The sequence below is a fragment of the Aquabacter sp. L1I39 genome (assembly GCF_017742835.1).
Lineage (GTDB): Bacteria > Pseudomonadota > Alphaproteobacteria > Rhizobiales > Xanthobacteraceae > L1I39.
Genome location: NZ_CP072392.1, coordinates 3,451,172 through 3,471,140 on the forward strand (window position 1 = coordinate 3,451,172; position 19,969 = coordinate 3,471,140).

Annotated in this window: 14 protein-coding genes; 5 read left to right on the forward strand and 9 right to left on the reverse strand. The window is 64.8% G+C overall.

Translation table 11 applies throughout. From position 1 onward, the window contains the following. Position 1: 1 nt before the first annotated feature. Genes J5J86_RS15615 through J5J86_RS15630 form a run of 4 tightly spaced genes read right to left on the reverse strand, consistent with a single transcriptional unit; the run spans position 2 to position 3,894 of the window. Positions 2-757 (reverse strand): ABC transporter ATP-binding protein, encoded by a 756-nt coding sequence (locus J5J86_RS15615; RefSeq protein ID WP_209099576.1) that lies wholly within the window; start codon positions 755-757, stop codon positions 2-4. Then, positions 754-1,761, reverse strand: coding sequence for a branched-chain amino acid ABC transporter permease (locus J5J86_RS15620; protein ID WP_209099578.1), 1,008 nt, complete (start codon positions 1,759-1,761; stop codon positions 754-756). The genes J5J86_RS15615 and J5J86_RS15620 overlap by 4 nt, the downstream gene beginning before the upstream one ends. Beyond that, the gene (locus J5J86_RS15625) at positions 1,761-2,621 is read right to left on the reverse strand and encodes a branched-chain amino acid ABC transporter permease (RefSeq protein ID WP_209099580.1); all 861 of its coding nucleotides are present in this window, start codon (positions 2,619-2,621) and stop codon (positions 1,761-1,763) included. The genes J5J86_RS15620 and J5J86_RS15625 overlap by 1 nt, the downstream gene beginning before the upstream one ends. Positions 2,622-2,628: 7 nt before the next feature. After that, complete coding sequence (locus tag J5J86_RS15630; protein WP_209099582.1) at positions 2,629-3,894, reverse strand: ABC transporter substrate-binding protein; 1,266 nt, start codon at positions 3,892-3,894, stop codon at positions 2,629-2,631. Positions 3,895-4,102: 208 nt separating this feature from the next. On the opposite strand from J5J86_RS15630, the gene J5J86_RS15635 reads away from it, so the two are divergent. Both J5J86_RS15635 and J5J86_RS15640 read left to right on the forward strand, forming a co-directional pair. Further along, the gene (locus J5J86_RS15635; RefSeq protein WP_209099584.1) at positions 4,103-5,035 is read left to right on the forward strand and encodes an SMP-30/gluconolactonase/LRE family protein; all 933 of its coding nucleotides are present in this window, start codon (positions 4,103-4,105) and stop codon (positions 5,033-5,035) included. 38 nt (positions 5,036-5,073) lie between these two features. Continuing rightward, positions 5,074-6,123, forward strand: coding sequence for an SDR family oxidoreductase (locus J5J86_RS15640; protein ID WP_209099586.1), 1,050 nt, complete (start codon positions 5,074-5,076; stop codon positions 6,121-6,123). A 29-nt stretch (positions 6,124-6,152) separates the two neighbouring features. Here J5J86_RS15640 and J5J86_RS15645 read toward each other — a convergent pair whose 3' ends face one another. After that, positions 6,153-8,045: a sigma-54-dependent Fis family transcriptional regulator gene (locus tag J5J86_RS15645; protein ID WP_209099588.1), complete on the reverse strand. Its 1,893-nt coding sequence runs from the start codon at positions 8,043-8,045 to the stop codon at positions 6,153-6,155. 415 nt (positions 8,046-8,460) lie between these two features. On the opposite strand from J5J86_RS15645, the gene J5J86_RS15650 reads away from it, so the two are divergent. The 3 genes from J5J86_RS15650 (at position 8,461) to J5J86_RS15660 (ending at position 13,627) form a co-directional block, all read left to right on the forward strand. Continuing rightward, positions 8,461-10,614, forward strand: coding sequence for a hydantoinase/oxoprolinase family protein (locus tag J5J86_RS15650; RefSeq protein ID WP_209099590.1), 2,154 nt, complete (start codon positions 8,461-8,463; stop codon positions 10,612-10,614). Positions 10,615-10,716: 102 nt separating this feature from the next. Then, positions 10,717-13,047, forward strand: coding sequence for a hydantoinase B/oxoprolinase family protein (locus J5J86_RS15655; RefSeq protein WP_209099592.1), 2,331 nt, complete (start codon positions 10,717-10,719; stop codon positions 13,045-13,047). A 73-nt stretch (positions 13,048-13,120) separates the two neighbouring features. Then, a complete protein-coding gene (locus J5J86_RS15660) occupies positions 13,121-13,627 on the forward strand; it encodes an acetone carboxylase subunit gamma (protein WP_209099594.1) in 507 nt (168 codons plus the stop codon). Positions 13,628-13,731: 104 nt separating this feature from the next. Here the strand turns inward: J5J86_RS15660 and J5J86_RS15665 are convergent, their stop codons facing one another. Genes J5J86_RS15665 through J5J86_RS15680 form a run of 4 tightly spaced genes read right to left on the reverse strand, consistent with a single transcriptional unit; the run spans position 13,732 to position 19,755 of the window. Beyond that, a complete protein-coding gene (locus tag J5J86_RS15665; RefSeq protein ID WP_209099603.1) occupies positions 13,732-14,772 on the reverse strand; it encodes a two-component system response regulator in 1,041 nt (346 codons plus the stop codon). After that, a complete protein-coding gene (locus tag J5J86_RS15670; protein ID WP_209099605.1) occupies positions 14,769-15,329 on the reverse strand; it encodes a chemotaxis protein CheB in 561 nt (186 codons plus the stop codon). Before J5J86_RS15670 ends, J5J86_RS15665 begins: the two co-directional genes overlap by 4 nt. Further along, positions 15,329-16,189, reverse strand: a complete 861-nt coding sequence (locus J5J86_RS15675; protein WP_209099607.1) for a CheR family methyltransferase — start codon at positions 16,187-16,189, stop codon at positions 15,329-15,331. Before J5J86_RS15675 ends, J5J86_RS15670 begins: the two co-directional genes overlap by 1 nt. After that, the gene (locus tag J5J86_RS15680) at positions 16,171-19,755 is read right to left on the reverse strand and encodes a response regulator (RefSeq protein WP_209099609.1); all 3,585 of its coding nucleotides are present in this window, start codon (positions 19,753-19,755) and stop codon (positions 16,171-16,173) included. Before J5J86_RS15680 ends, J5J86_RS15675 begins: the two co-directional genes overlap by 19 nt. Positions 19,756-19,969: the final 214 nt, after the last annotated feature.

Genomic DNA, 19,969 nt, shown 5'->3' on the forward strand with positions numbered 1-19,969 from the left:
GTCAGGCTCCCAGATAGACGCGGACCACGTCCGCATCGGTGCGGACTTCGTCGGGCGTGCCGTGCTTGATGATGCGGCCGCGATCGAGCGTGGTGACGCGGTCGCAAATGCGGAACACGAAGTCGGTATGGTGTTCCACCAGCAGGATCCCCACGCCGCTGTCGCGCACCACGGCGAGGATGCGGCGCAGATGGTCGATCTCCGCCCCGGTCAGGCCGCCCGCCGGCTCGTCCAGGAGCAGGAAGCGCGGCCGCAAAACGAGCGCGCGGGCAATCTCCAGGAACCGCTGCTCGGCATGCTCCAGGAGGTTGGCGCGGCGCTCGATCACCCGCCCGAGCCCGACGCCATGCAGGAGTTCGGTGGCGCGGGCACGCATCTCCCGCTCCTCCCGGCCCGAGCGGGACAAGGCCAGGGCGGTGGCGATGAAGCCCGAGGTCACGTCCCGCCAGCCGCCCAGCATGGCATTGTCCAAGACGGTCAAGGAGCCGAGCAAACGCGGCTTCTGGAAGGTGCGGGCAATGCCAAGGCGCGGGCGCTTCTGCACCGGCTGCCCGCCGAGGCTTGCCCCATCCAGTACGATGTCGCCGGCATCGGGGCGATAGTAGCCGCACAGCAGGTTGAGCAGCGTGGTCTTGCCCGATCCATTGGGGCCGATAAGGCCATGGACCTCGCCGCCCTTCAGGTCCAGCGAGACATGGTCGAGCGCCACCACGCCGCCGAAATGCTTGCCCACATCGCGGGCGAGAAGTCCGGTCATGGCACACCTGCCTTCCCGTCGAGGGCGCGGGAGAGGCGGGGCAGGTCAGGCTCGATGGCGAAGCTCTCCTGCGCGTTGTGTCGGCCGAACGAGATGATGCGCTCCAGCAGGCGGCCAATGCCGTCCGGCACCAGCAGCACCACCAGAAGCAAGGTCAGGCCGTAGAAGAAGTGGCCGAGCTTGGCCAGCGGCGCGACCAGTTCCGGCAAGGCGGTGAGGATCACCACGCCCACGAAGGGACCGATGATGCTGCCGCGCCCGCCAATGATGATGCAGACGAAGAAGAAAAGGCCCATTTCGAAGACGAAGGTGTCTGGCGTGATGTAGCTCTGCAACGACGCGAAGAGGGCGCCTGCCACCCCGGCGGTGACGCCGGAGAAGATGAAGACGGTGAGCTTCAGCCGGAAGATGCCGATGCCCAGCGAAGCCGCCGCCACCTCGCTGTCGCGCACCGCGATGAGGGCACGCCCCCACATGCGGCTTGCCACGTTCCAGGTGAGCCAGCTGACAAGGATGCCGACGATGAGCACCAGCCAATATTGCCCCCAGGGCGTGTCGAAGGGCGCCGAGAAGAAGGGCACGGACAGGCCCGTGCCGCCGCCGGTGAGGTCGCCGTGCGCCAGCGTCATCTCGGCGACAATGAGCGCAAAGGCCATGGTGGCCATGGCGAAATAGAAGCCGGGCAGGCGGAGCGAGGGCAGGCCCAGGAGTGCGCCCGCAAAGCCGCCCAGGGCGCCGCAAGCCAGCATGGCCAGTTCCGGGTTCCAGCCCAGGGAGCCGGCGAGAATGGCGAAGGCATAGGCACCGACCGCCAACAGGCCCACATGGCCGATGGAGAGCTGGCCGGCATAGCCGACCACCAAATTGAGGCCGGACACCAGCACCCAATAGGCGCCGATCAGCGCCGCCAGATGGAGCTGATAGAGGTCCGAGGTCCAAAAGGGCAGGGCCGCCAGCACAGCGATGCCGCCCACAAGCGCGGGGAGGCGAAGGGAGGCATGCATCACACCGGCCTCACGCGCTTGGCGCCGAGGAGGCCCTCGGGACGCACGATCAGGACCAGAAGCAGAAGGCCCACTGCGATGGTCTGCTGGTATTCGCCACCGAAGAAATAGGTCGCGAAGGCACCCAGCAGCCCCAGCGCAATGCCGCCGAACAAGGCCCCCAGATTGCTGCCAAGGCCCCCCACGGCAAGGGCGATGAAGCCGTTTAGCGTCAAGGTCAGGCCGAGGGCGAAATAGGCGAAGGTGAGCTGCCCGGCGGCAAAGCCCGCAAGGCCGCCAATGATGCCGGCCAGCGCATAGGAGAGGGCGCGCACCCGGTCCGTGGCGATCCCACGGGCGCGGGCAGCGAAGGCATCCTCCGAGGTGGCGATGAAGAGCTTGCCCCACAGGGTGCGCCGGTAGAACAGCTCCAATGCCGCCACCAGGATCAGCACCAAAGCGATGGGGAGCCAATATTTCTGGTCGAGGACCCCGGCCGAGAAGTCCTGTGGGAAGAGGCGCGGGAAGGGGCGGGGCTCGGTGCCCCACCACAGGCCCACCGCCTGCTGCACCATTGTGGCGAGCGCCAGGGTTGAGAGCAGCCACAAATGCTCGTCGGAGAGCGCGAGCACGCGCCGCACGGCGATGACCTCGGTGAGCAGCCCGAACACCGCGCCGAGGACGATGACGCCCAGCAGCGCGAGCCAGATCGGCCAGCCAAGGCCGGTGATGAACCAGGCGCCGAAGACGCCGCCCAGCATGCACAATTGCCCGGTGGAGACGCTCAGCACCTTGGAGGTGGAGAACATCACATTGTAGGCGAGGGCGACCGATGCGTAGAGCGCGCCGATCGCAAGCCCGGAGACGATCACGGCCAGCATGGTCTGATCACTTCATCGGGGCGGCGTCGTAGCAGCCGTCCTTGAAGCTGTCGGCCACATTGGCGACGATGTTGCTGTCGGGGAACCCGTTATGGTTCTCCGGCGACCAGGAGTAGGTGGCGTAGACGCCGGGCAGGTTCTTGGTGCCTTCGAGGGCTGTCTTGATCTTTGCGGGCTCGAGCGAATTGGCCGTCTTGGCGGCATGCTCGATGATCTTGACCGTGTCGTAGCCGAGCGCCACCCACCAGAAGGTAAAGTCGATCTTGCCGCCGAACTCGGGCTTGATCTTGTCGATCAGGGCCTGGGTGCGCGGCGGCAGCTTGCCGTCCACGAAGGTGGTGCTGGTATAGCCGGCCGCAAACGCATTCTTCCAGTATGCCGGCTTGTTCAGCAGGCCCTTGATGGGCAGCGCCATGATGGCGGGATGACCAACAACGGGCACGTCCCAGCCCATGTCGCCGCGGGTGTTGAGGATGCGCGCCATCAGGCCGGTGGCGGCGGTCCAGGGCATCACTACGTCAGCCCCTGCCGCTTTGGCCTTGGTCATTTCGTCGGTGAGGTCGGTCTTATTGGGATCGACGAGGACGGAATAAACCGGCTTGATGCCCTGTTTCTCCAGGAGGGCAGCGGCGGTTTTGGCGCTCGACGTGCCGTAGCCGGACGTGTCGCCAATGACGGCGACCTTCTTCTTCCTCAACACGTCGATGGCGTACATATTGCCGCCCTCGATCCATTGTGTATTCGTGTTGATCGCGCGGAAGGCCAGCGGATACTTCTTCGGGTCGATCAACTCGTCGATGGAACCAATGACGATGTTAGGAATGCCCGCGCGCGCCACGATGGGAATGGTGGCGAGCGACTCGCCCGAATTGACGGGGCCGATAACGAACTGAACCTTGTCGCTGAACACCAGCTGCTGGGCGAGGTTGACCGCTTTGGTCGGGTCGCCCGCCGTGTCGCGGGTCAGAAGCTCGATCTTCTTGCCCAGGATGCCGCCGGACTTGTTGATCTCCTCGACGGCAAATTGCACGCCCTGGTTTTCCGCGATGGCGGCGGACGAAAGCGGACCGGTCAGCGAAGACAGCCAGCCGATCTTGATTGTTTCCTGAGCCTGAGCAGAAAAAGGCAAAGCAAAGATCATCGCGCCGATGAAAAAGGCGCGTGAGCGTGAAAGCACGCACATTGGATGTTCCTCCCGACCGAGTCCTTTGTGGATCTTCTGTCCACTCGACGTTACGGCGCACCCGATTTCTGTCAAACGAAAATTCGGCATGCAGGAACAAAATTCGCGTGTTAGTGTGGAAAATCGCCAAATAGAGCGATTTTTGTTCCGTATAGCAGAACACAATAATGCAAACGCGAAGGGGTTTGTTTCGTTCAACGAAACTCTTCGCATCTGCAAGATGCTTCCCAGTCGGCGCAGGGATGCTTCTCGGGTAGCGGGAACATCTTGGCCGGCAAAGAGGCGTGGGAGGAGGCGTATGCGCGTGGAAATCAAGGATGTGGCGACGGGATTGCGCTTTCCGGAGGGTCCGGTGGCCCTTCCGGACGGTTCTGTACTGGTGGTGCAGATCGCGGCGGGGACGCTGGATCGTGTGCATCCGGACGGCAGCATCGAGACGGTGGCGCGGCTTGGCGGCGGGCCGAATGGCGCGGCCATCGGGCCGGATGGGCATTGCTATGTCTGCAACAATGGCGGCTTTCGCTGGACCCCGGAGGGGGACGAAACCGGGCTTCGCCCCATCGGCCAGGCGCAGGACTATTCCGGCGGTCGTATCGAGCGGGTGGACCTCGCCACGGGCGAAGTTGCGTGCCTCTATCGCGAGACCGAGAAGGGACCGCTGAAGGGGCCGAACGACATCGTGTTCGACGGCCAGGGCGGCTTCTATTTCACCGATCTCGGCAAGACGCGCGACCGCGAGCACGACCGGGGCGCGGTGTATTATGCGCGGGCGGACGGGAGCCATATCCACGAACTGGCCTTCCCCCTCTTCACGCCCAACGGCATCGGTCTGTCCCCGGACGGAACCGTGCTCTATGTGGCCGAGACGGAGACGGCGCGGCTGTGGGCCTTCGACCTGGATGGGCCAGGCATCATCCGCCGCGCGCCCTGGCCTTCTCCCCATGGCGGGCGTCTGGTGATCGGGCTCGGCGGCTACCAGCGCTTCGATTCCCTCGCCGTGGAGGCGAATGGCAATATCTGCGTCGCCACCCTGGTGACCGGTGCGATCTCGGTGATTTCGCCAGAGGGGCAATTGGTACGCTCAGTGCCGTTTCCCGAGCGCTGGGTCACAAATATCTGCTTTGGCGGGGCGGATCTGCACACCGCCTATGTGACCTTGTCCAGCACGGGCCGCCTCGTCAGCCTGCCCTGGCCGGAGCCAGGTCTGCCCCTCGCTCATCTCAACGTCTGAACCGACGCCCTGGCAAGAACATCATCATTGGAGGAGACATGAAGCACGCTCTCGTGGTCGGCGGCCTTGGCGTGGCTGGCGCCGGCATTGTCCGTGCCTTGTCGGAACAACCGGACTGGAAGATCACCATCGCCTCGCGCCGGCAGCTGGATGGCGGCACCGTGCCTTGCGTGTCCGTCGACCTCCTGGATAAGGCGGATGCGGAGGAAAAGCTCGCCGGGCTGAGCGATGTCAGCCACATCTTCTACACCGCCTACCAGGAGCGCCCCACCTTTGCCGAGGAAGTGGCGCCCAACCTCGCCATGCTGGTGAATGTGGTGGAAGCGGTGGAGGGCGCATCGCCGGTGCTGGAGCATGTGAGCCTGATGCAGGGCACCAAGGCCTATGGCACGCATCTGGGCCCTTACCCGACCCCCGCGCGGGAGAGCGACCCGCGCCACATGCCGCCCAATTTCTATTACGATCAGGAGGATTACCTGCGCGCCCGCGCGCCGAAGGCCCGCTGGTCCTGGTCGGCGCTGCGCCCGCGCACCATCTATGGGCATGCGGTCAACAGCCCCATGAACATGACCTCGGTTATTGGCATCTATGCGGCCATGTCCAAGGAGTTCGGCCTGCCGCTGCGATTTCCGGGCACCGAGGCGTGCTATCGCACCATCCAGCAGACGGTGGACACCGACCTCCTGGGGAAGGCGGCGGTGTGGGCGGCGACCACGCCAAAATGCGCCGGCGAGGTGTTCAACGTCACCAATGGCGGGCTCTTTCGCTGGGAGCAGATGTGGCCGCGCATCGCACGGATGTTCGACATGCCCTGCGGGCCGGTGATGACCATCCGTCTCGCCGCCGTGATGGCGGACAAGGAGCCGCTCTGGAACCGCATGGTGGAAAAATACGGCCTCGTGCCCCGCAGCTATCATCAGGCGGTGGCGTGGGCCTTCGGCGATTTCCAGTGGCACATGGACTATGACAGTCTCGTGGAGACCACCAAGATCCGCCGCTTTGGCTTCCATGAGATTGTCGATGACGAGGAGATGTTTGCCCGCCAGATCCGCGAAATGAAGGAGATGCGGCTCATCCCCGTCGATTGACTGTGCTGGGGCGCGGGAGGACCCGCGCCTCAGCTTGCTTTTCCCTCCAGGGCCGCGAGCCGCATATAGAGGGTGGAGCGTGCAATGCCGAGCCGCCGGGCGGCGCGGGAGAGATTGCCCCCGCAGGCGTCCACCGCCGAGCGTATGGCGGCTTCCTCCACTGCCTTCAGATCGCCGACGCCAATCGTGCGGGCGGGTTCCTCGCGCACTTCGGGCGGCAGGTCCACCATGTCCACCTCGCCCTCGCCGCGCTTCATGGCCACCAGCATGTCCACCATGTTGCGCAACTCGCGCACATTGCCCGGCCAGCCATAGGCCGCGAGGGCCTCGCGCGCGGCTTGGGTGAAGCGGGGCGGGGGGAGTTTGGCGCGGGCGGCCGCGAGCGCGCCGAAATGGTCGAGCAGAAGCAGAACGTCGCCCTCCCGTTCCCGGAGCGGGGGAATGCGTAGACGCAGCGCCGCGATGCGATAGAACAAGTCCTTGCGGAACCTCCCCGCTGCCACCTCCCCGCTGAGGTCGCGATTGGTCATGGAGACGAGGCGCAAATCCACGCGGCGCCCCGCATGGCCGCCCACTCGATAGACCACGCCATCCTCCAGGACCCGCAGCAGGTAGGATTGCAGTTCCAGCGGCATCTCGCCGATCTCATCGAGGCACAACAGGCCGCCATTGGCAGCTTCCACCTTGCCTTGCTTGCCGGCGGCGTCGGCGCCGGTGAAGGCGCCCTTTTCGTAGCCGAACAATTCGCTGGCGATGAGTTCGCGTGGCAGGCCCCCGCAATTGAGTGGAACGAACGGACCGGCCGGTAGCCGCACGCCGTGAATGGCGCGGGCGAATACCTCCTTACCCACACCGGTCTCGCCCTCCAGCAGGATGGGCAGGCCGCTTTCCGCCATGCGTCGCGCCTTTTCCCGCGCCTCGCGCATCACCGGGCTGTCGCCGATGATGGCATCGAAGGAGACGGTTTCCGACTCCCGGGGCGTCTCGGTGGCGGTGGTGCGCATCCGGCGAGGCGCGTGCAGCACCAGCACGCCGCCGATCTCCTCGCCATCTTCCTGCACAATCTCCACGCTTGCACCGGGCAGCAAAGCGGCCACACGCGTCGCCCAATCCTGCGGATGAGTGTCACGCAGGGCAACGAGACGACCGTCCTGCATGAAGCGGTCGGAGCGGCGGGCGACCTCCTTCAGCGCGCGGTCGGTGGAATAGATGAGCGTGCCCGAGCGGCCGAAGGCAATGATCTCCTCTGACAGCCAGAGCGATCGCTTGGAGAGGAAATGGCGCAGCACCTGCTCGTGCTCCATTTCCAGCCGGCGGCCCAACACCGCCTCGATTTGGTGCGCCAGTGCGACAGCGTGTGCAAGGTTCTGCGGATTAAACGTGTCGGTGGATCCTGAAATGTCCACCGCCCCAATCACCGTTGCCTCGAGCGGATGGCGGACCGGCGCGGCGGCGCAGGTCCAGCGTTGCACGGGCGCGCAGAAATGCTCGGTGGCGTGGATCTGCACCGGGCGGCCACAGGCCAGCGCCGTGCCGATGGCATTGGTGCCGATTTCAGCCTCGCACCACAGGCCGCCCCGCTGGAGCTTGACCTCCTGGCCAGTGTCCACGGCGCGGGCGTCTCCTTCCGTTTCCAGAATGGTGCCGGCGGGGTCGGCGAGGATCAGCATGGAGTGGGCATCGGCCAGCAGGTTGCGGGCCTCCTCCATGGCGGGACGCGCGGCCGCCAGGAGACGGGTATTCTGCCGGCGGCGCCGGAAGAGTTCAGCCTCAGTGAGAAGAGGGGCCGCGGAGCGGTCGGCGGCAATGGCGTGCTCCCGCGAGCGCTGCCAGGAGGCGAGCACGGCGGGGCGCACGACGGGGGATGTAATCCCGTCCCGATGGAAAGCCTCCCAAGCACGGGCGATCTCGCGATAAGGCACCTGCACTGCCCTCCGGGCCGGGCGGCGCGGCGTTCCCGCTGGCGCCGCCTTAGCCGTTGGCCTCGCGTTCGGCCTGCGGGGCCTCCGGCGATGGCGATTCACTCCCACTGTGCCGCTTTCGGTGTGGCGAAGTCATCCCGCCAGTGCGGCTTGATGAATGAGGATAGACGCTTGGGCATGGTTATCGCAAGGCCTCCTTGCCCGGAGCACCAGTTCTCGCTCGGGCCGTTCGAGGCTCGGACAACAAGTGTCCGAAAACCGGACAATCGAGAAATGCAAAAATACATGCTGCATTGCGGAAATGCATTGAATCAACGTGATGTTGCACGCTTCGTCCTGTTTGGCACGGGACCTGCTCTTTGAAAGTCGAGCCGGCGCAGACAAGCACGACCGGCAGAACAGGGAGGACCCGAGCGTGAATATACCCGTGGGAAACCTGCGCAACGTCCAGGTGCTCGGCATCGATGCCGGCGGCACCATGACGGACACTTTCTTCGTGGATGCGGACGGCGACTTCGTGGTCGGCAAGGCCCAGTCCACGCCCCAGAACGAGGCCCTGGGCCTCATCGCTTCGTCGGAGGATGGGCTCGCCAATTGGGGCATGTCGCTCCATGACGCGCTCGCTCAGTTGCAGACCGGCGTCTATTCCGGCACCGCCATGCTCAACCGCGTGGTGCAGCGCAAGGGGCTGAAATGCGGCCTCATCGTCAATCGCGGCATGGAAGACTTCCACCGCATGGGCCGGGCCATCCAATGCTATCTGGGCTATGCCTATGAGGACCGGATCCACCTGAACACCCACCGCTTCGATCCGCCGCTGGTGCCGCGCCAGCTGACGCGCGGCGTCATCGAGCGCACTGACATGATGGGCGTGGAGGTGATCCCGCTGCGCGAGGAGAGCGCCCGCGCAGCGGCGCGCGAGCTCATTGCATCCGGCGTCGAGGGCATCGTCATTTCGCTGCTCCATTCCTACAAGAACCCGAAGAATGAGCGCCGGGTGCGCGACATTGTGCTGGAAGAGGTGGAGAAGAGCGGCCGCAAGGTGCCAGTCTTCGCCTCCGCCGACTATTATCCGGTGCGCAAGGAAACCCACCGCACCAACACCACCATCCTGGAGGGCTATGCGGCCGAGCCGTCCCGCCAGACCCTGTCCAAGATCTCCGAGGCCTTCAAGGATCGCGGCACCAAGTTCGACTTCCGCGTGATGGCGACCCATGGCGGCACCATTTCCTGGAAGGCCAAGGAACTGGCCCGCACCATCGTGTCCGGTCCCATCGGCGGTGTGATCGGCGCGAAATATCTGGGCGAGGTGCTCGGCTATAAGAACATCGCCTGTTCGGACATTGGCGGCACCTCGTTCGACGTGGCGTTGATCACCCAGGGCGAGATGACCATCAAGAACGATCCGGACATGGCCCGGCTCGTCCTCTCCCTGCCGCTGGTGGCCATGGATTCGGTGGGCGCCGGGGCAGGCTCCTTCATCCGCCTCGATCCCTATACCAAGGCCATCAAGCTCGGTCCGGACAGCGCCGGCTACCGGGTGGGTGTCTGCTGGAAGGAGAGTGGCATCGAGACGGTGACGATCTCCGACTGCCACATGGTGCTCGGCTATCTCAACCCCGACAATTTCCTCGGCGGTGCGGTGAAGCTCGACCGGCAGCGCTCGGTGGACGCCATCAAGACCCAGATTGCCGATCCTCTGGGCCTCACGGTGGAGGATGCGGCGGCCGGCGTCATCGAGCTCCTCGATAGTGACCTGCGCGACTACTTGCGCTCCATGATCTCCGGCAAGGGCTATTCTCCGGCGAGCTTCGTCTGCTTCTCCTATGGCGGGGCGGGTCCGGTTCACACCTATGGCTATACGGAAGGCCTCGGATTCGAGGACGTCATCGTGCCCGCCTGGGCGGCCGGCTTTTCCGCGTTTGGCTGCGCGGCGGCGGACTTCGAGTATCGCTACGACAAGTCCCTCGACATCAACATGCCCCCGGACGCGCCGGAGGCCGACAAGGTGAAGGCGGCGGAAACCCTTCAGGCGGCCTGGGAAGAGCTCACCCACAACGTGCTGGAGGAGTTCAAGCTCAACGGCTACGCGCCCGAGCAGGTGACGCTCCAGCCGGGCTATCGCATGCAGTATCGCGGCCAGCTCAACGACCTGGAGATCGAAAGCCCCCTGAAGCAGGCCGGCACGGCCGAGGACTGGGACCAGCTGACCGACGCCTTCAACGCCACCTATGGCCGCGTCTATGCCGCCTCCGCCCGCTCGCCGGAGCTCGGCTATTCGGTCACCGGTGCCATCATGCGCGGCATGGTGCCGATCCCCAAGCCCAAGATCCCGAAGGAAGCCGAGGAAGGCGAGACACCGCCTGAGGAAGCCAAGATCGGCACCCGCAAGTTCTACCGCAAGAAGAAGTGGGTGGATGCACAGCTCTACCGGATGGAGTCCCTGCGCCCCGGCAATCGCGTGATGGGGCCGGCCATCATCGAATCCGACGCCACCACCTTCGTGGTGCCGGGCGGCTTCGAGACCTGGCTCGACGGCCACCGTCTGTTCCACCTGCGCGAGGTGTGAGCGGTCGTTCCCCCTCCCGGCAGCGGGAGGGGTCCGTGGCCGCCGCCGACAAGGGTGGCGCGCCGGAATTGCCAAGCCAATAAATGCGAAGGAAACGACCCGATGAACGTCAACGTCAATAAGACCAGTCTTCAGGGCGCGACCCGCGGCATCGTGCGCGGCGGCGAGACGCTCAAAGAGCACCGCGACCGCCTCATGGCGGCCACCAAGGCCACCGGCCGCTATGCCGGCCTCGAGAAGCTGGAGCTGCGCGAGAAGGAGCCCATCCTCTACAACAAGCTGTTCTCGCGCCTGCGGGCCGGCGTGGTGGATGCCCGCGAGACCGCCAAGAAGATCGCGGCCTCTCCCATCGTGGAGCAGGAGGGCGAGCTGTGCTTCACCCTTTATAATGCGGCGGGCGACAGTCTCCTGACCTCAACCGGCATCATCATCCATGTGGGAACCATGGGTGCGGCTATCAAATACATGATCGAGAACAATTGGGAGGCCAATCCCGGCGTTCGCGACAAGGACATCTTCTGCAACAACGACTCGCTGATCGGGAATGTCCATCCCTGCGACATCCACACCATCGTTCCCATCTTCTGGGAGGGTGAGCTGATCGGCTGGGTGGGCGGCGTCACCCACGTCATCGATACCGGCGCGGTGGGGCCAGGCTCCATGGCCACGGGCCAGGTGCAGCGCTTCGGCGACGGCTATTCCATCACCTGCCGCAAGGTGGGCGAGAATGACACGCTGTTCCGCGACTGGCTGCATGAGAGCCAGCGCATGGTGCGCACCACCCGCTACTGGATGCTGGACGAGCGCACCCGCATCGCCGGCTGCCACATGATCCGCAAGCTGGTGGAAGAGGTGGTCGCGGAGGAGGGCATCGAGGCCTATTGGAAGTTCGCCTATGAGGCGGTGGAACATGGGCGCCTTGGCCTCCAGGCCCGCATCAAGGCCATGACCATTCCCGGCACCTACCGGCAGGTGGGCTTCGTGGACGTGCCCTATGCCCATGAAGACGTGCGGGTACCCTCAGACTTCGCCAAGCTCGACACCATCATGCATGCGCCCTGCGAGATGACCATCCGCAAGGACGGCACCTGGCGCCTGGATTTCGAGGGCTCGAGCCGCTGGGGCTGGCACACCTACAATGCGCACCAGGTGAGTTTCACCTCCGGCATCTGGGTGATGATGACCCAGACCCTCATCCCCTCCGAAATGATCAATGACGGCGCCGCCTACGGCACCGAGTTCCGCCTGCCCAAGGGCACCTGGATGAACCCAGATGACCGGCGCGTGGCCTTCTCCTATAGCTGGCACTTCCTGGTCTCCGCCTGGACCGCCCTGTGGCGCGGCCTGTCGCGCTCCTATTTCGGGCGCGGCTATCTGGAGGAGGTGAATGCGGGCAATGCCAACACCTCCAACTGGCTCCAGGGCGGCGGCTTCAACCAGTATGACGAGATCCATGCGGTGAACTCGTTCGAGTGCGCCGCCAACGGCACCGGCGCCACCGCCGTGCAGGATGGGCTCTCCCATGCCGCCGCCATCTGGAATCCGGAAGGCGACATGGGCGACATGGAGATCTGGGAGCTGGCCGAGCCGCTGGTCTATCTCGGCCGCCAGATCAAGGCGTCCTCGGGCGGGTCGGGCAAGTATCGGGGCGGGTGCGGCTTTGAGAGCTTGCGCATGGTCTGGAACGCCAAGGACTGGACCATGTTCTTCATGGGCAATGGCCACATCTCCTCGGACTGGGGGCTGATGGGCGGCTATCCTGCCGCTTCCGGCTATCGCTTCGCGGCCCACAAGACCAACCTGAAGGCGCTCATCGCCGAAGGCGCGGAAATCCCGTTCGGCGGCGATACGGACCCGGAAAATCCCACCTGGGATGCCATGCTCCCGGCCGCCCAGATCAAGCGCGACAAGCAGGCGATCACCACGGAGGAGATGTTCTCCGACTATGATCTTTACCTGAACTACATGCGCGGTGGCCCCGGCTTCGGCGATCCGTTGGACCGCCTGCCCCAGTCGGTCGCCGATGACCTGAATGGCGGTTACGTCCTCGAACGCTTCGCCGCCCAGGTCTACGGCGTGGTGGTCATCAAGGGCGATGACGGCCTGTTTGCGGTCGACACGGCGGCGACCGATGCCCTGCGGGCGCAGATCCGCAAGGATCGTATCGCCAAGTCCGTTCCCACCAAGGAGTGGATGAAGGGCGAACGGGAGAAGATCCTCGCCAAGGACGCCGCCACCCAGGTGCGGCAGATGTTCGCCGCCTCCTTCCATCTCGGCCCGCGCTTCGAGCAGCAGTTCCGGACTTTCTGGAACCTGCCGGAGAGCTGGACTTTGCCGGAAAGCGAGATTGGCGTTCCGACCTATGGCTCGCGCTACTCCATGGACATCTCCGAGCTACCGGACGTGAAGACGGTTCAGTTCGTCGAGGAGTGAGCGCGTCGTCCCAAACCCCTCCCCGCGTGCGGGGAGGGGAACCCAAAATTTAGCGAAATCAGGAGGAAATACAATGGCCTATACCCGCGCCAAGATCGCCGATCTCGTCGATGGCAAGATCGATTCCGATACCCTGCACCAGATGCTCTCCACGCCGAAGGATCCGGAACGCTTCGTCACCTATGTGGAAATCCTGCAGGAGCGTATGCCGTGGGATGACAAGATCATCCTGCCGCTCGGTCCCAAGCTCTTTGTGGTGCAGCAGAAAGTCTCCAAGCGCTGGACCGTGCGCTGCGAATGCGGCCACGATTTCTGCGACTGGAAGGACAATTGGAAGCTCCATGCCCGCATCCATGTGCGCGACACGCCCCAGAAGATGGAGGAGATCTATCCCCGGCTGATGGCGCCGACGCCCACTTGGCAGGTGGTGCGGGAGTATTTCTGCCCGGAATGCGGCACGCTCCATGACGTTGAGGCGCCCACCCCCTGGTATCCGGTGATCCACGACTTCGAGCCGGATATCGATGCCTTCTACACCGAATGGCTCGGCCTGCCGGTGCCCGAGCGAGCCAACGCCTGAGAGAAGCCGAAAGCCGCTCCGTAGGACTGAAATGGGAGCGTTCCGCCCGGCGGAGCGCTCCCTAAGGCCATTCCTGCGAGGCGCGAAATAGTCTGCTCGCGCAGCTAGCCCTCGTCGGAAGCCATGGGGGCCATGCGGGCGCCGGACTTCGTGGACTGCTTCACCTGGTACATGGCCCGATCCGCGATCCGGATCAGTTCCGCGGTGTCACGTGTGTGATCGGGATAGACGGCGACCCCGATGGAGGCGCTCACATTCACCGTGTTCGCCAGTCCCTCGGTGGAGACCGCGTACGGCTTTGCCAGGTGCTGCACCAGTTCATGTGCCTTTGCCTCGGCCACGTCCCGTCCCGGCACGGGGGCGATGATGACGGCAAATTCGTCGCCGCTGAGCCGTGCCGTGATGTCCTCCTGGCGCACGCTCGTGCGCAAGCGCTGGGCGATGGCGGTGAGCACCAGATCCCCGGCCGCATGGCCATGGCCATCATTAACCGCCTTGAAGCCGTCTATGTCGATGTAGAGCAGGGCGAACTGGTTGCCGTGACGGTCGGCGAAGGCAGCTTCCCGCCCCAGATGCTCCAGGAACAGGATGCGGTTTCCGAGGCCGGTCAGTGCGTCATGGGTGGCCATGTGGCGGATCTGCTTCTCGATCCGCTTGCGCTCGTCGATCTCCGCCTCCAGCTGGCGGTTGCGACGCTCAAGCTCCTCAAGCGCGGCGGTGAGGCGCAGCTTGCTGATGTGGAGGTCCAAAAATACCGTAACCTTGGACAGCAGAACGGCATCGTTGATGGGCTTGGCGATATAGTCCACCGCGCCGAACGTATAGCCTTTCAGCCGGTTCAGGTCATCAATATAGGCGGCGGTGACGAAGATGACCGGGACGGTGCAGGTCCTCGGATCATCAGCCAGGTGCTTGGCCACCTCGAAGCCGTCCATGTCCGGCATGTGGGCGTCCAATAGGATGAGCGCGAAATCGTGATCAAGGCACAGGGCCAGTGCCTCATTGCCGGAACTGGCTTGGTAGATGTCCGCATGCACGCTCGCCAGGAGACGCTGCATCGCTTTCAGATTGGCCCCGATGTCGTCGACGATCAGGATCTTCGGCCTGTCGGCACTGTCGGGAGGCACAGGTTGCAGCAGTGTCATCGTTCCACAAAGCCGTTCAAATAGGCTGCCAGATCCGCCACCGGAGCGCACAGATCGGACCCGGCCCGATCTTGCGCCATGCGTGGCATCGCCCCCACCACCGCTTCCGACGGATCCTGGATGAGAGCTGTTCCGCCGTTCCGCCGGATTTGGCGGAGGCCTTCAGCCCCGTCACCGTTCGCCCCGCTCAGAACGATACCCACAAGCTCATGCCTATAGACCCTTGCTGCGCTCGCGAACAATACATCAATGCACGGGCGGGAAAAACAAACCCTCTCGTCGACGGACAGGGCGAGGCGGCCATGGCTTTCCATCAGCAGATGATAATCGTCCGGTGCCACATAGACGTGACCGGCCTGAAGCGGCGCGCGCTCGGCCGCCGGGCGGACCGGAAGCGCGGAGTGCAGGGCCAGCCCGCTTGCCAGCAGCGCCCCACCGCCACGCCCCACATGGCTCACGATCACCACTGGGGCAGGGAAATCGGGGGAGAGGCGCGACAGCAGGTCGTGCAAGGCCGCGGGGCCGCCCGCCGAACTGCCGACCACCACCGCCTGCATCATCCCTCCATCGGGCGCCGCAGCCTGTAGAGCTGCACGTCCCTGTCCAGCCTCTGGAATGGCGCTGCCGCCGCAGAGAGCAGGTTCTCCTTCTGCCCTACGCACAGGAACCCGCCGCGCACCAGGCTTTCCGCGAACAGGCCGAGCGCTCGCGCCTGCAGGCGGTCGTTGAAATAGATCATGACGTTGCGGCACAAGATGAGATGCGCCTCGCAGAACACGCCGTCGGTCGCCAGGTTGTGCTCCGCGAACGTCACGTTCTCGATGAGGGAGCTTTCCAGCTTCGCCAGATCGTAGCGGGCATGATAGTGCACGGACAGGCTCTCGCTTCCCCCGCTCTCCAGGTATCTCCGGCTGGCTTCCCGCATTTCGGCGGCGGGGTAGATGCCCTCCGCGGCGGCGCGCAGCGATGCTTTGGAGATGTCGGTGGCGAAGATGCGGCACCGCCCATAGAGCCCAGCCTCCTTCAAAAGGATAGCAAGGGAATAGACCTCCTCTCCTCGCGCGCATCCCGCCTGCCAAATGGTGACCTGCGGATAGGAGGCGAGGATCGGGAAGACCTGCGTCCGCAGGGTCCGGAACGTCTCCGGGTCGCGGAAGAGCTCCGACACCGGTACCGAGAGCGCGCCGATGACCTCGGCAATCCGCCCGGGGGCATGGAGAATTCGCGCCGTGAGGTCGGCGATATTGTCCGCTTCGAACCGGTCCACCAGATTATGGATCCGGCGGGAAAGCGAGGCTCTCCCATAGTCGCGGAAATCGTAGCCGAAGCGGCGCAGCATGGCCTCGATGAAGAGGTCGATCTCGATGGCTTCGAGATCGCTCCTGTCATGCTCGGCGTTCATGTGTGCGGGAGCCATGCGCGGATCATGGAAATGAGCCGCGGCACGTCGATGGGCTTGGCCATATAGTCGTTGGCGCCGGCGGCGAGGCACTTCTCCCGGTCATCCTTCATCGCCTTGGCCGTGAGCGCGATGATGGGCAGGCGGGCCCATGCTCCACCCCGGGCACGGATCTTCGCCATGGCCTCGTAGCCGTCCATGACCGGCATCATGATGTCCATGAGCACCATTTCGACGTCCGGATGGGCCTCCAGCTGCGCCAGCGCCTTGGCGCCGTCCTGGGCGAGCGTGACGGTCATACCCTTGCCCCGCAGCACCTTGGCGAGAGCGTAGATGTTGCGCATGTCGTCGTCGACTACGAGGACATGCCGCCCGGCAAGGTCGCCGTCGGGATGGTCCGGCAAAGTTCCCTTCTCGCCGCGCACGGAATGCAGGAAGAGGCTGACCTCGTCGAGCAGCCGCTCCGGCGAGAGCGCGCCCTTGATGACGATGCTGTCCGTGTAGTTGCGCAGGCGCAGGCTCTCCTCGCTGGTCACCTCCCGCCCGGAATAGATGACGACGGGAACATGGTGGGAGCGGGCGGCGAGGTTCTCCAGCACGTCGAAGCCGGACATGCCGGGCAGTCCGAGGTCCAGCACCAGACAGTCAAACTCCGCCTCGTCCATGCGGGCGATGGCTTCCTCGCCGGAGCCGGTGGCGACCACCTCCACGCCGTCCCGCGACAGCAGCTTGATCACCGCCTTGCGGGCCGCCTCGTCGTCGTCCACCACCAGCACGCGTCGCTGCCGACCCGGAGCGAAATGGGCAAGGGCCGAAAGCGCCTCGACCAGTTGCTCGGAGCGCACCGGCTTGGTCAGAAAGCCGATCGCTCCCATCTGACGGCCGCGGGGCGCCTCCTCAAGGGCCGAGACGATGTGCACGGGAATGTGCCGGGTGGCAGGGTCCTGCTTAAGTTGCTCGATCACCGTCCAGCCATCCATGCCCGGCAGCATGATGTCGAGGAGGATGCCGGTGGGGCTGTGCGCGCGGGCAAGGGCGAGGCCGCTCTCGCCGTCGCCGGCGGCAAGCACCTGATAGCCGCTGCGCCGAACAATATTCACGAGGGTCCGGGCAAACACCTGGTCGTCCTCCACCACCAGGATCAGGGGCTTGCCCTTTTCCAGACGGTCCCGATCGTCCTCCACCGTGATGGTGGTGCGCGGGACGAGGCGCGGCGCGGGGGCGAGCCCCCGGTCCACCGGGGCTGGCGCCACCGCCGACCGAGTGGCCTCGCCTTCACCAATCGAAATCGGAAGCCGCAACCGGAAGGTCGTGCCTTCGCCCATGGTCGACCGAACGGTCAGGGTGCCGCCCAGGAGGTGGGCGAGGCTGCGGGAGATGGCGAGGCCGAGGCCCGTGCCGCCATATTGCCGGCGGCTGCTCGCATCGACCTGCTCGAAGGCCTCGAAGATCGCATCCAGTTTGTTCCCCGGGATGCCGATGCCGGTGTCAGTGACCTCGATCGTCAGGGTCTTGCCGTCGTCCTCGGTGACAAAAGTCACTGTCACGGCGCCCTGATGGGTGAATTTGAAGGCATTGCCCAGGAGATTGTTGGTGATCTGTTCCAGCTTGCCTTCGTCGCTGATGAAGGTGGCCGGCAGCCCCGGGGCGCATGTCACGGTGAAGTCGAGCCCCTTGTCCTGCGCCACATGGCGGAAGTTCCGTTCCATGCGCTGGGTGAAGGCGGCGACCGAGACGGGCTCGCGCATCACCTCCATCTTGCCAGCCTCCACCTTGGACAGGTCGAGGATCTCGTTGATCAGCCGCAGCAGGTTTGAGCCGCTGGAATGGATGATGCTCGCGGATTCCACCTGCTCCTCGTCAAGATTGCCAGAGCGGTTCTCGGCAAGATCCTGAGACAGGATGAGCATGGAGTTCAGCGGTGTCCGCAATTCGTGGGACATGTTGGCCAGGAACTGGGACTTGTACTGGTTGGCCCGCTCCAGGTCAGCGGCCTTGAGCTCGGTCTCCTGCTGGAGCGCTGAGAGCCGGTCCTTCTGCTCGGTGAGGGCGTCCGAATGGCGGCGCAGGTCGGCGTTGGACTTCTGCAATTCCTCTGCCTGCACCCGCAATTCCTCCTCGGAGGCGATCAGGCGCTGGGACTGCTGTTGCAACTGATCATTGGTGGTGCGCAATTCCTCCTGCTGGACGCGCAGCTCCTCCTCCGCCACCTGGAGCTCCTGCGCCTGGCGCTGGCTCTGCTCCAACAGGTCCGAGGTGCGCAGGGCGCGCTGGAGATTATCCAGCGAAAGGCCCACCACATCCGCCGCATCATCCATGAGCCGCTGGCGCATGGCGTCGAAGGGCGCGAAGCTGGCCAGTTCCAGCACGGCCAGCAGCCGGCCCTGGGACAGGATCGGCATCACCAGGACGCAGCGCGGGCTCGCTTCGCCGGTGCCAGAATGGATGCGGATATAGTCGTCCGGCACCGGGCTGAGCAGGATTGGCTTGCGCTCCAGGGCGCACTGTCCCACCAGGCCCTCGCCCAGGCGGTAGCTGGGGGTCATGTGGCGGCGTTCGCGGAAGCCGTAGCTGCCAGAGAGGGAGAGCTCCTCGCGCTTCGCGTCAAAGCCGAAAAAGACGCCCACTCCGGCATTTAGGCGAGGGGCGAGATCGGTCAGCAGCGTGTTGGCAAAATCTCTGAGGTCGGTGCATTGCTGGATCTTGGCGGAAAGCTCGCCGACGCCGGATTTCACCCAGTCGCTCTCATAGGTGGCCAGGGACATGGCTTTGAACACGTCCAAGGCCCGGCTGATGGTACCGACCTCGTCGCGCCGCTCTCCAAAGGGGATGTCGATGGAATGGTCGTGCTGCGCCAGCCGCTCCATGAGTTCCGACAATTGCCGCAATGGCCGCGCGATGAAGCGCGCCGAGAGAAAAAAGGCGCCCACGCCGGCTGCCACCGTCACCGCAACGGCCAGCAGGTTGAGAAAGCGCAGGTTCGTCTCACGGTCCTGAAGGAGATCCCGTGTGTCGTCCAACCTTTCGTTCACGGCCTTGATGAGCGCGTCGAGGCCACTGGCAATCCTGCGGCTGCCCCCCTCCAGTGCCTCCGCCGCCAGGAAGTCGGCCATGCGGGCGTCGCGCTCGGCCGTGGTTGCGGTTCCGCTGCGCAGATCGCGGGCCAACTGGACCATGGGCAACCCGCTGGTGCGGGACCATTGGTCGTTCAGGCCTGATGCGCTCTGGACCATGCCGCGCAGCTTCGGCGCGTCATCCACCAGCTCGATGAGAGCCTGGAACTCCCGGCTGACACCCGCATTGGCATCCTCATAGGCGGTCTCGGAGGCCGTGTCGGTGTCGTAGACGAGGCGGACGAGGGCGATCTGCCGGCGGCTCAGGGAGCGGGCGGTGATGTTTGCCTGGTTGATGATCTGCGCCAGGTCATCCGCCTCGCGTTGCGCTTGCGTGGCGCTCCGGACGGCGAGGGTGTCCACCGCGAGGATGGCCATCATTAGCGCGATCAGGATGGAAATGACGGCAGCGAGCTTCCATTGAATGGGAAGATGGGAGAGCAGGAAGCCGTCCGACCGTGTCTTGCCCATGCCACTCTCCGTGATCCTTTGCACCCGCGTCAGGTCTCCATCGGTGGACGGAGCATGCGGTCGCACCCTTGTGGGGCCGAGGGAAATTACCTTGCGATGGTATGTCTCAGGAAAGAGTTGAGGAAGCGTCAGCAACGGTTCCGGCTGGCGCCGCCTCCCGCATCGCATTTGGCCGATCGAGGAGGTACTGGGTCGCTACCAAGAGGGGCGGGCG

Coding starts and splice junctions, on each gene's coding strand:
- J5J86_RS15615 (WP_209099576.1), bottom strand. CDS start 757: ATGACCGGACTTCTCGCCCGCGATGTGGGCAAGCATTTCGGCGGCGTG.
- J5J86_RS15620 (WP_209099578.1), bottom strand. CDS start 1,761: ATGCATGCCTCCCTTCGCCTCCCCGCGCTTGTGGGCGGCATCGCTGTG.
- J5J86_RS15625 (WP_209099580.1), bottom strand. CDS start 2,621: ATGCTGGCCGTGATCGTCTCCGGGCTTGCGATCGGCGCGCTCTACGCA.
- J5J86_RS15630 (WP_209099582.1), bottom strand. CDS start 3,894: ATGCCGAATTTTCGTTTGACAGAAATCGGGTGCGCCGTAACGTCGAGT.
- J5J86_RS15635 (WP_209099584.1), top strand. CDS start 4,103: ATGCGCGTGGAAATCAAGGATGTGGCGACGGGATTGCGCTTTCCGGAG.
- J5J86_RS15640 (WP_209099586.1), top strand. CDS start 5,074: ATGAAGCACGCTCTCGTGGTCGGCGGCCTTGGCGTGGCTGGCGCCGGC.
- J5J86_RS15655 (WP_209099592.1), top strand. CDS start 10,717: ATGAACGTCAACGTCAATAAGACCAGTCTTCAGGGCGCGACCCGCGGC.
- J5J86_RS15660 (WP_209099594.1), top strand. CDS start 13,121: ATGGCCTATACCCGCGCCAAGATCGCCGATCTCGTCGATGGCAAGATC.
- J5J86_RS15665 (WP_209099603.1), bottom strand. CDS start 14,772: ATGACACTGCTGCAACCTGTGCCTCCCGACAGTGCCGACAGGCCGAAG.
- J5J86_RS15670 (WP_209099605.1), bottom strand. CDS start 15,329: ATGCAGGCGGTGGTGGTCGGCAGTTCGGCGGGCGGCCCCGCGGCCTTG.
- J5J86_RS15675 (WP_209099607.1), bottom strand. CDS start 16,189: ATGGCTCCCGCACACATGAACGCCGAGCATGACAGGAGCGATCTCGAA.
- J5J86_RS15680 (WP_209099609.1), bottom strand. CDS start 19,755: ATGGGCAAGACACGGTCGGACGGCTTCCTGCTCTCCCATCTTCCCATT.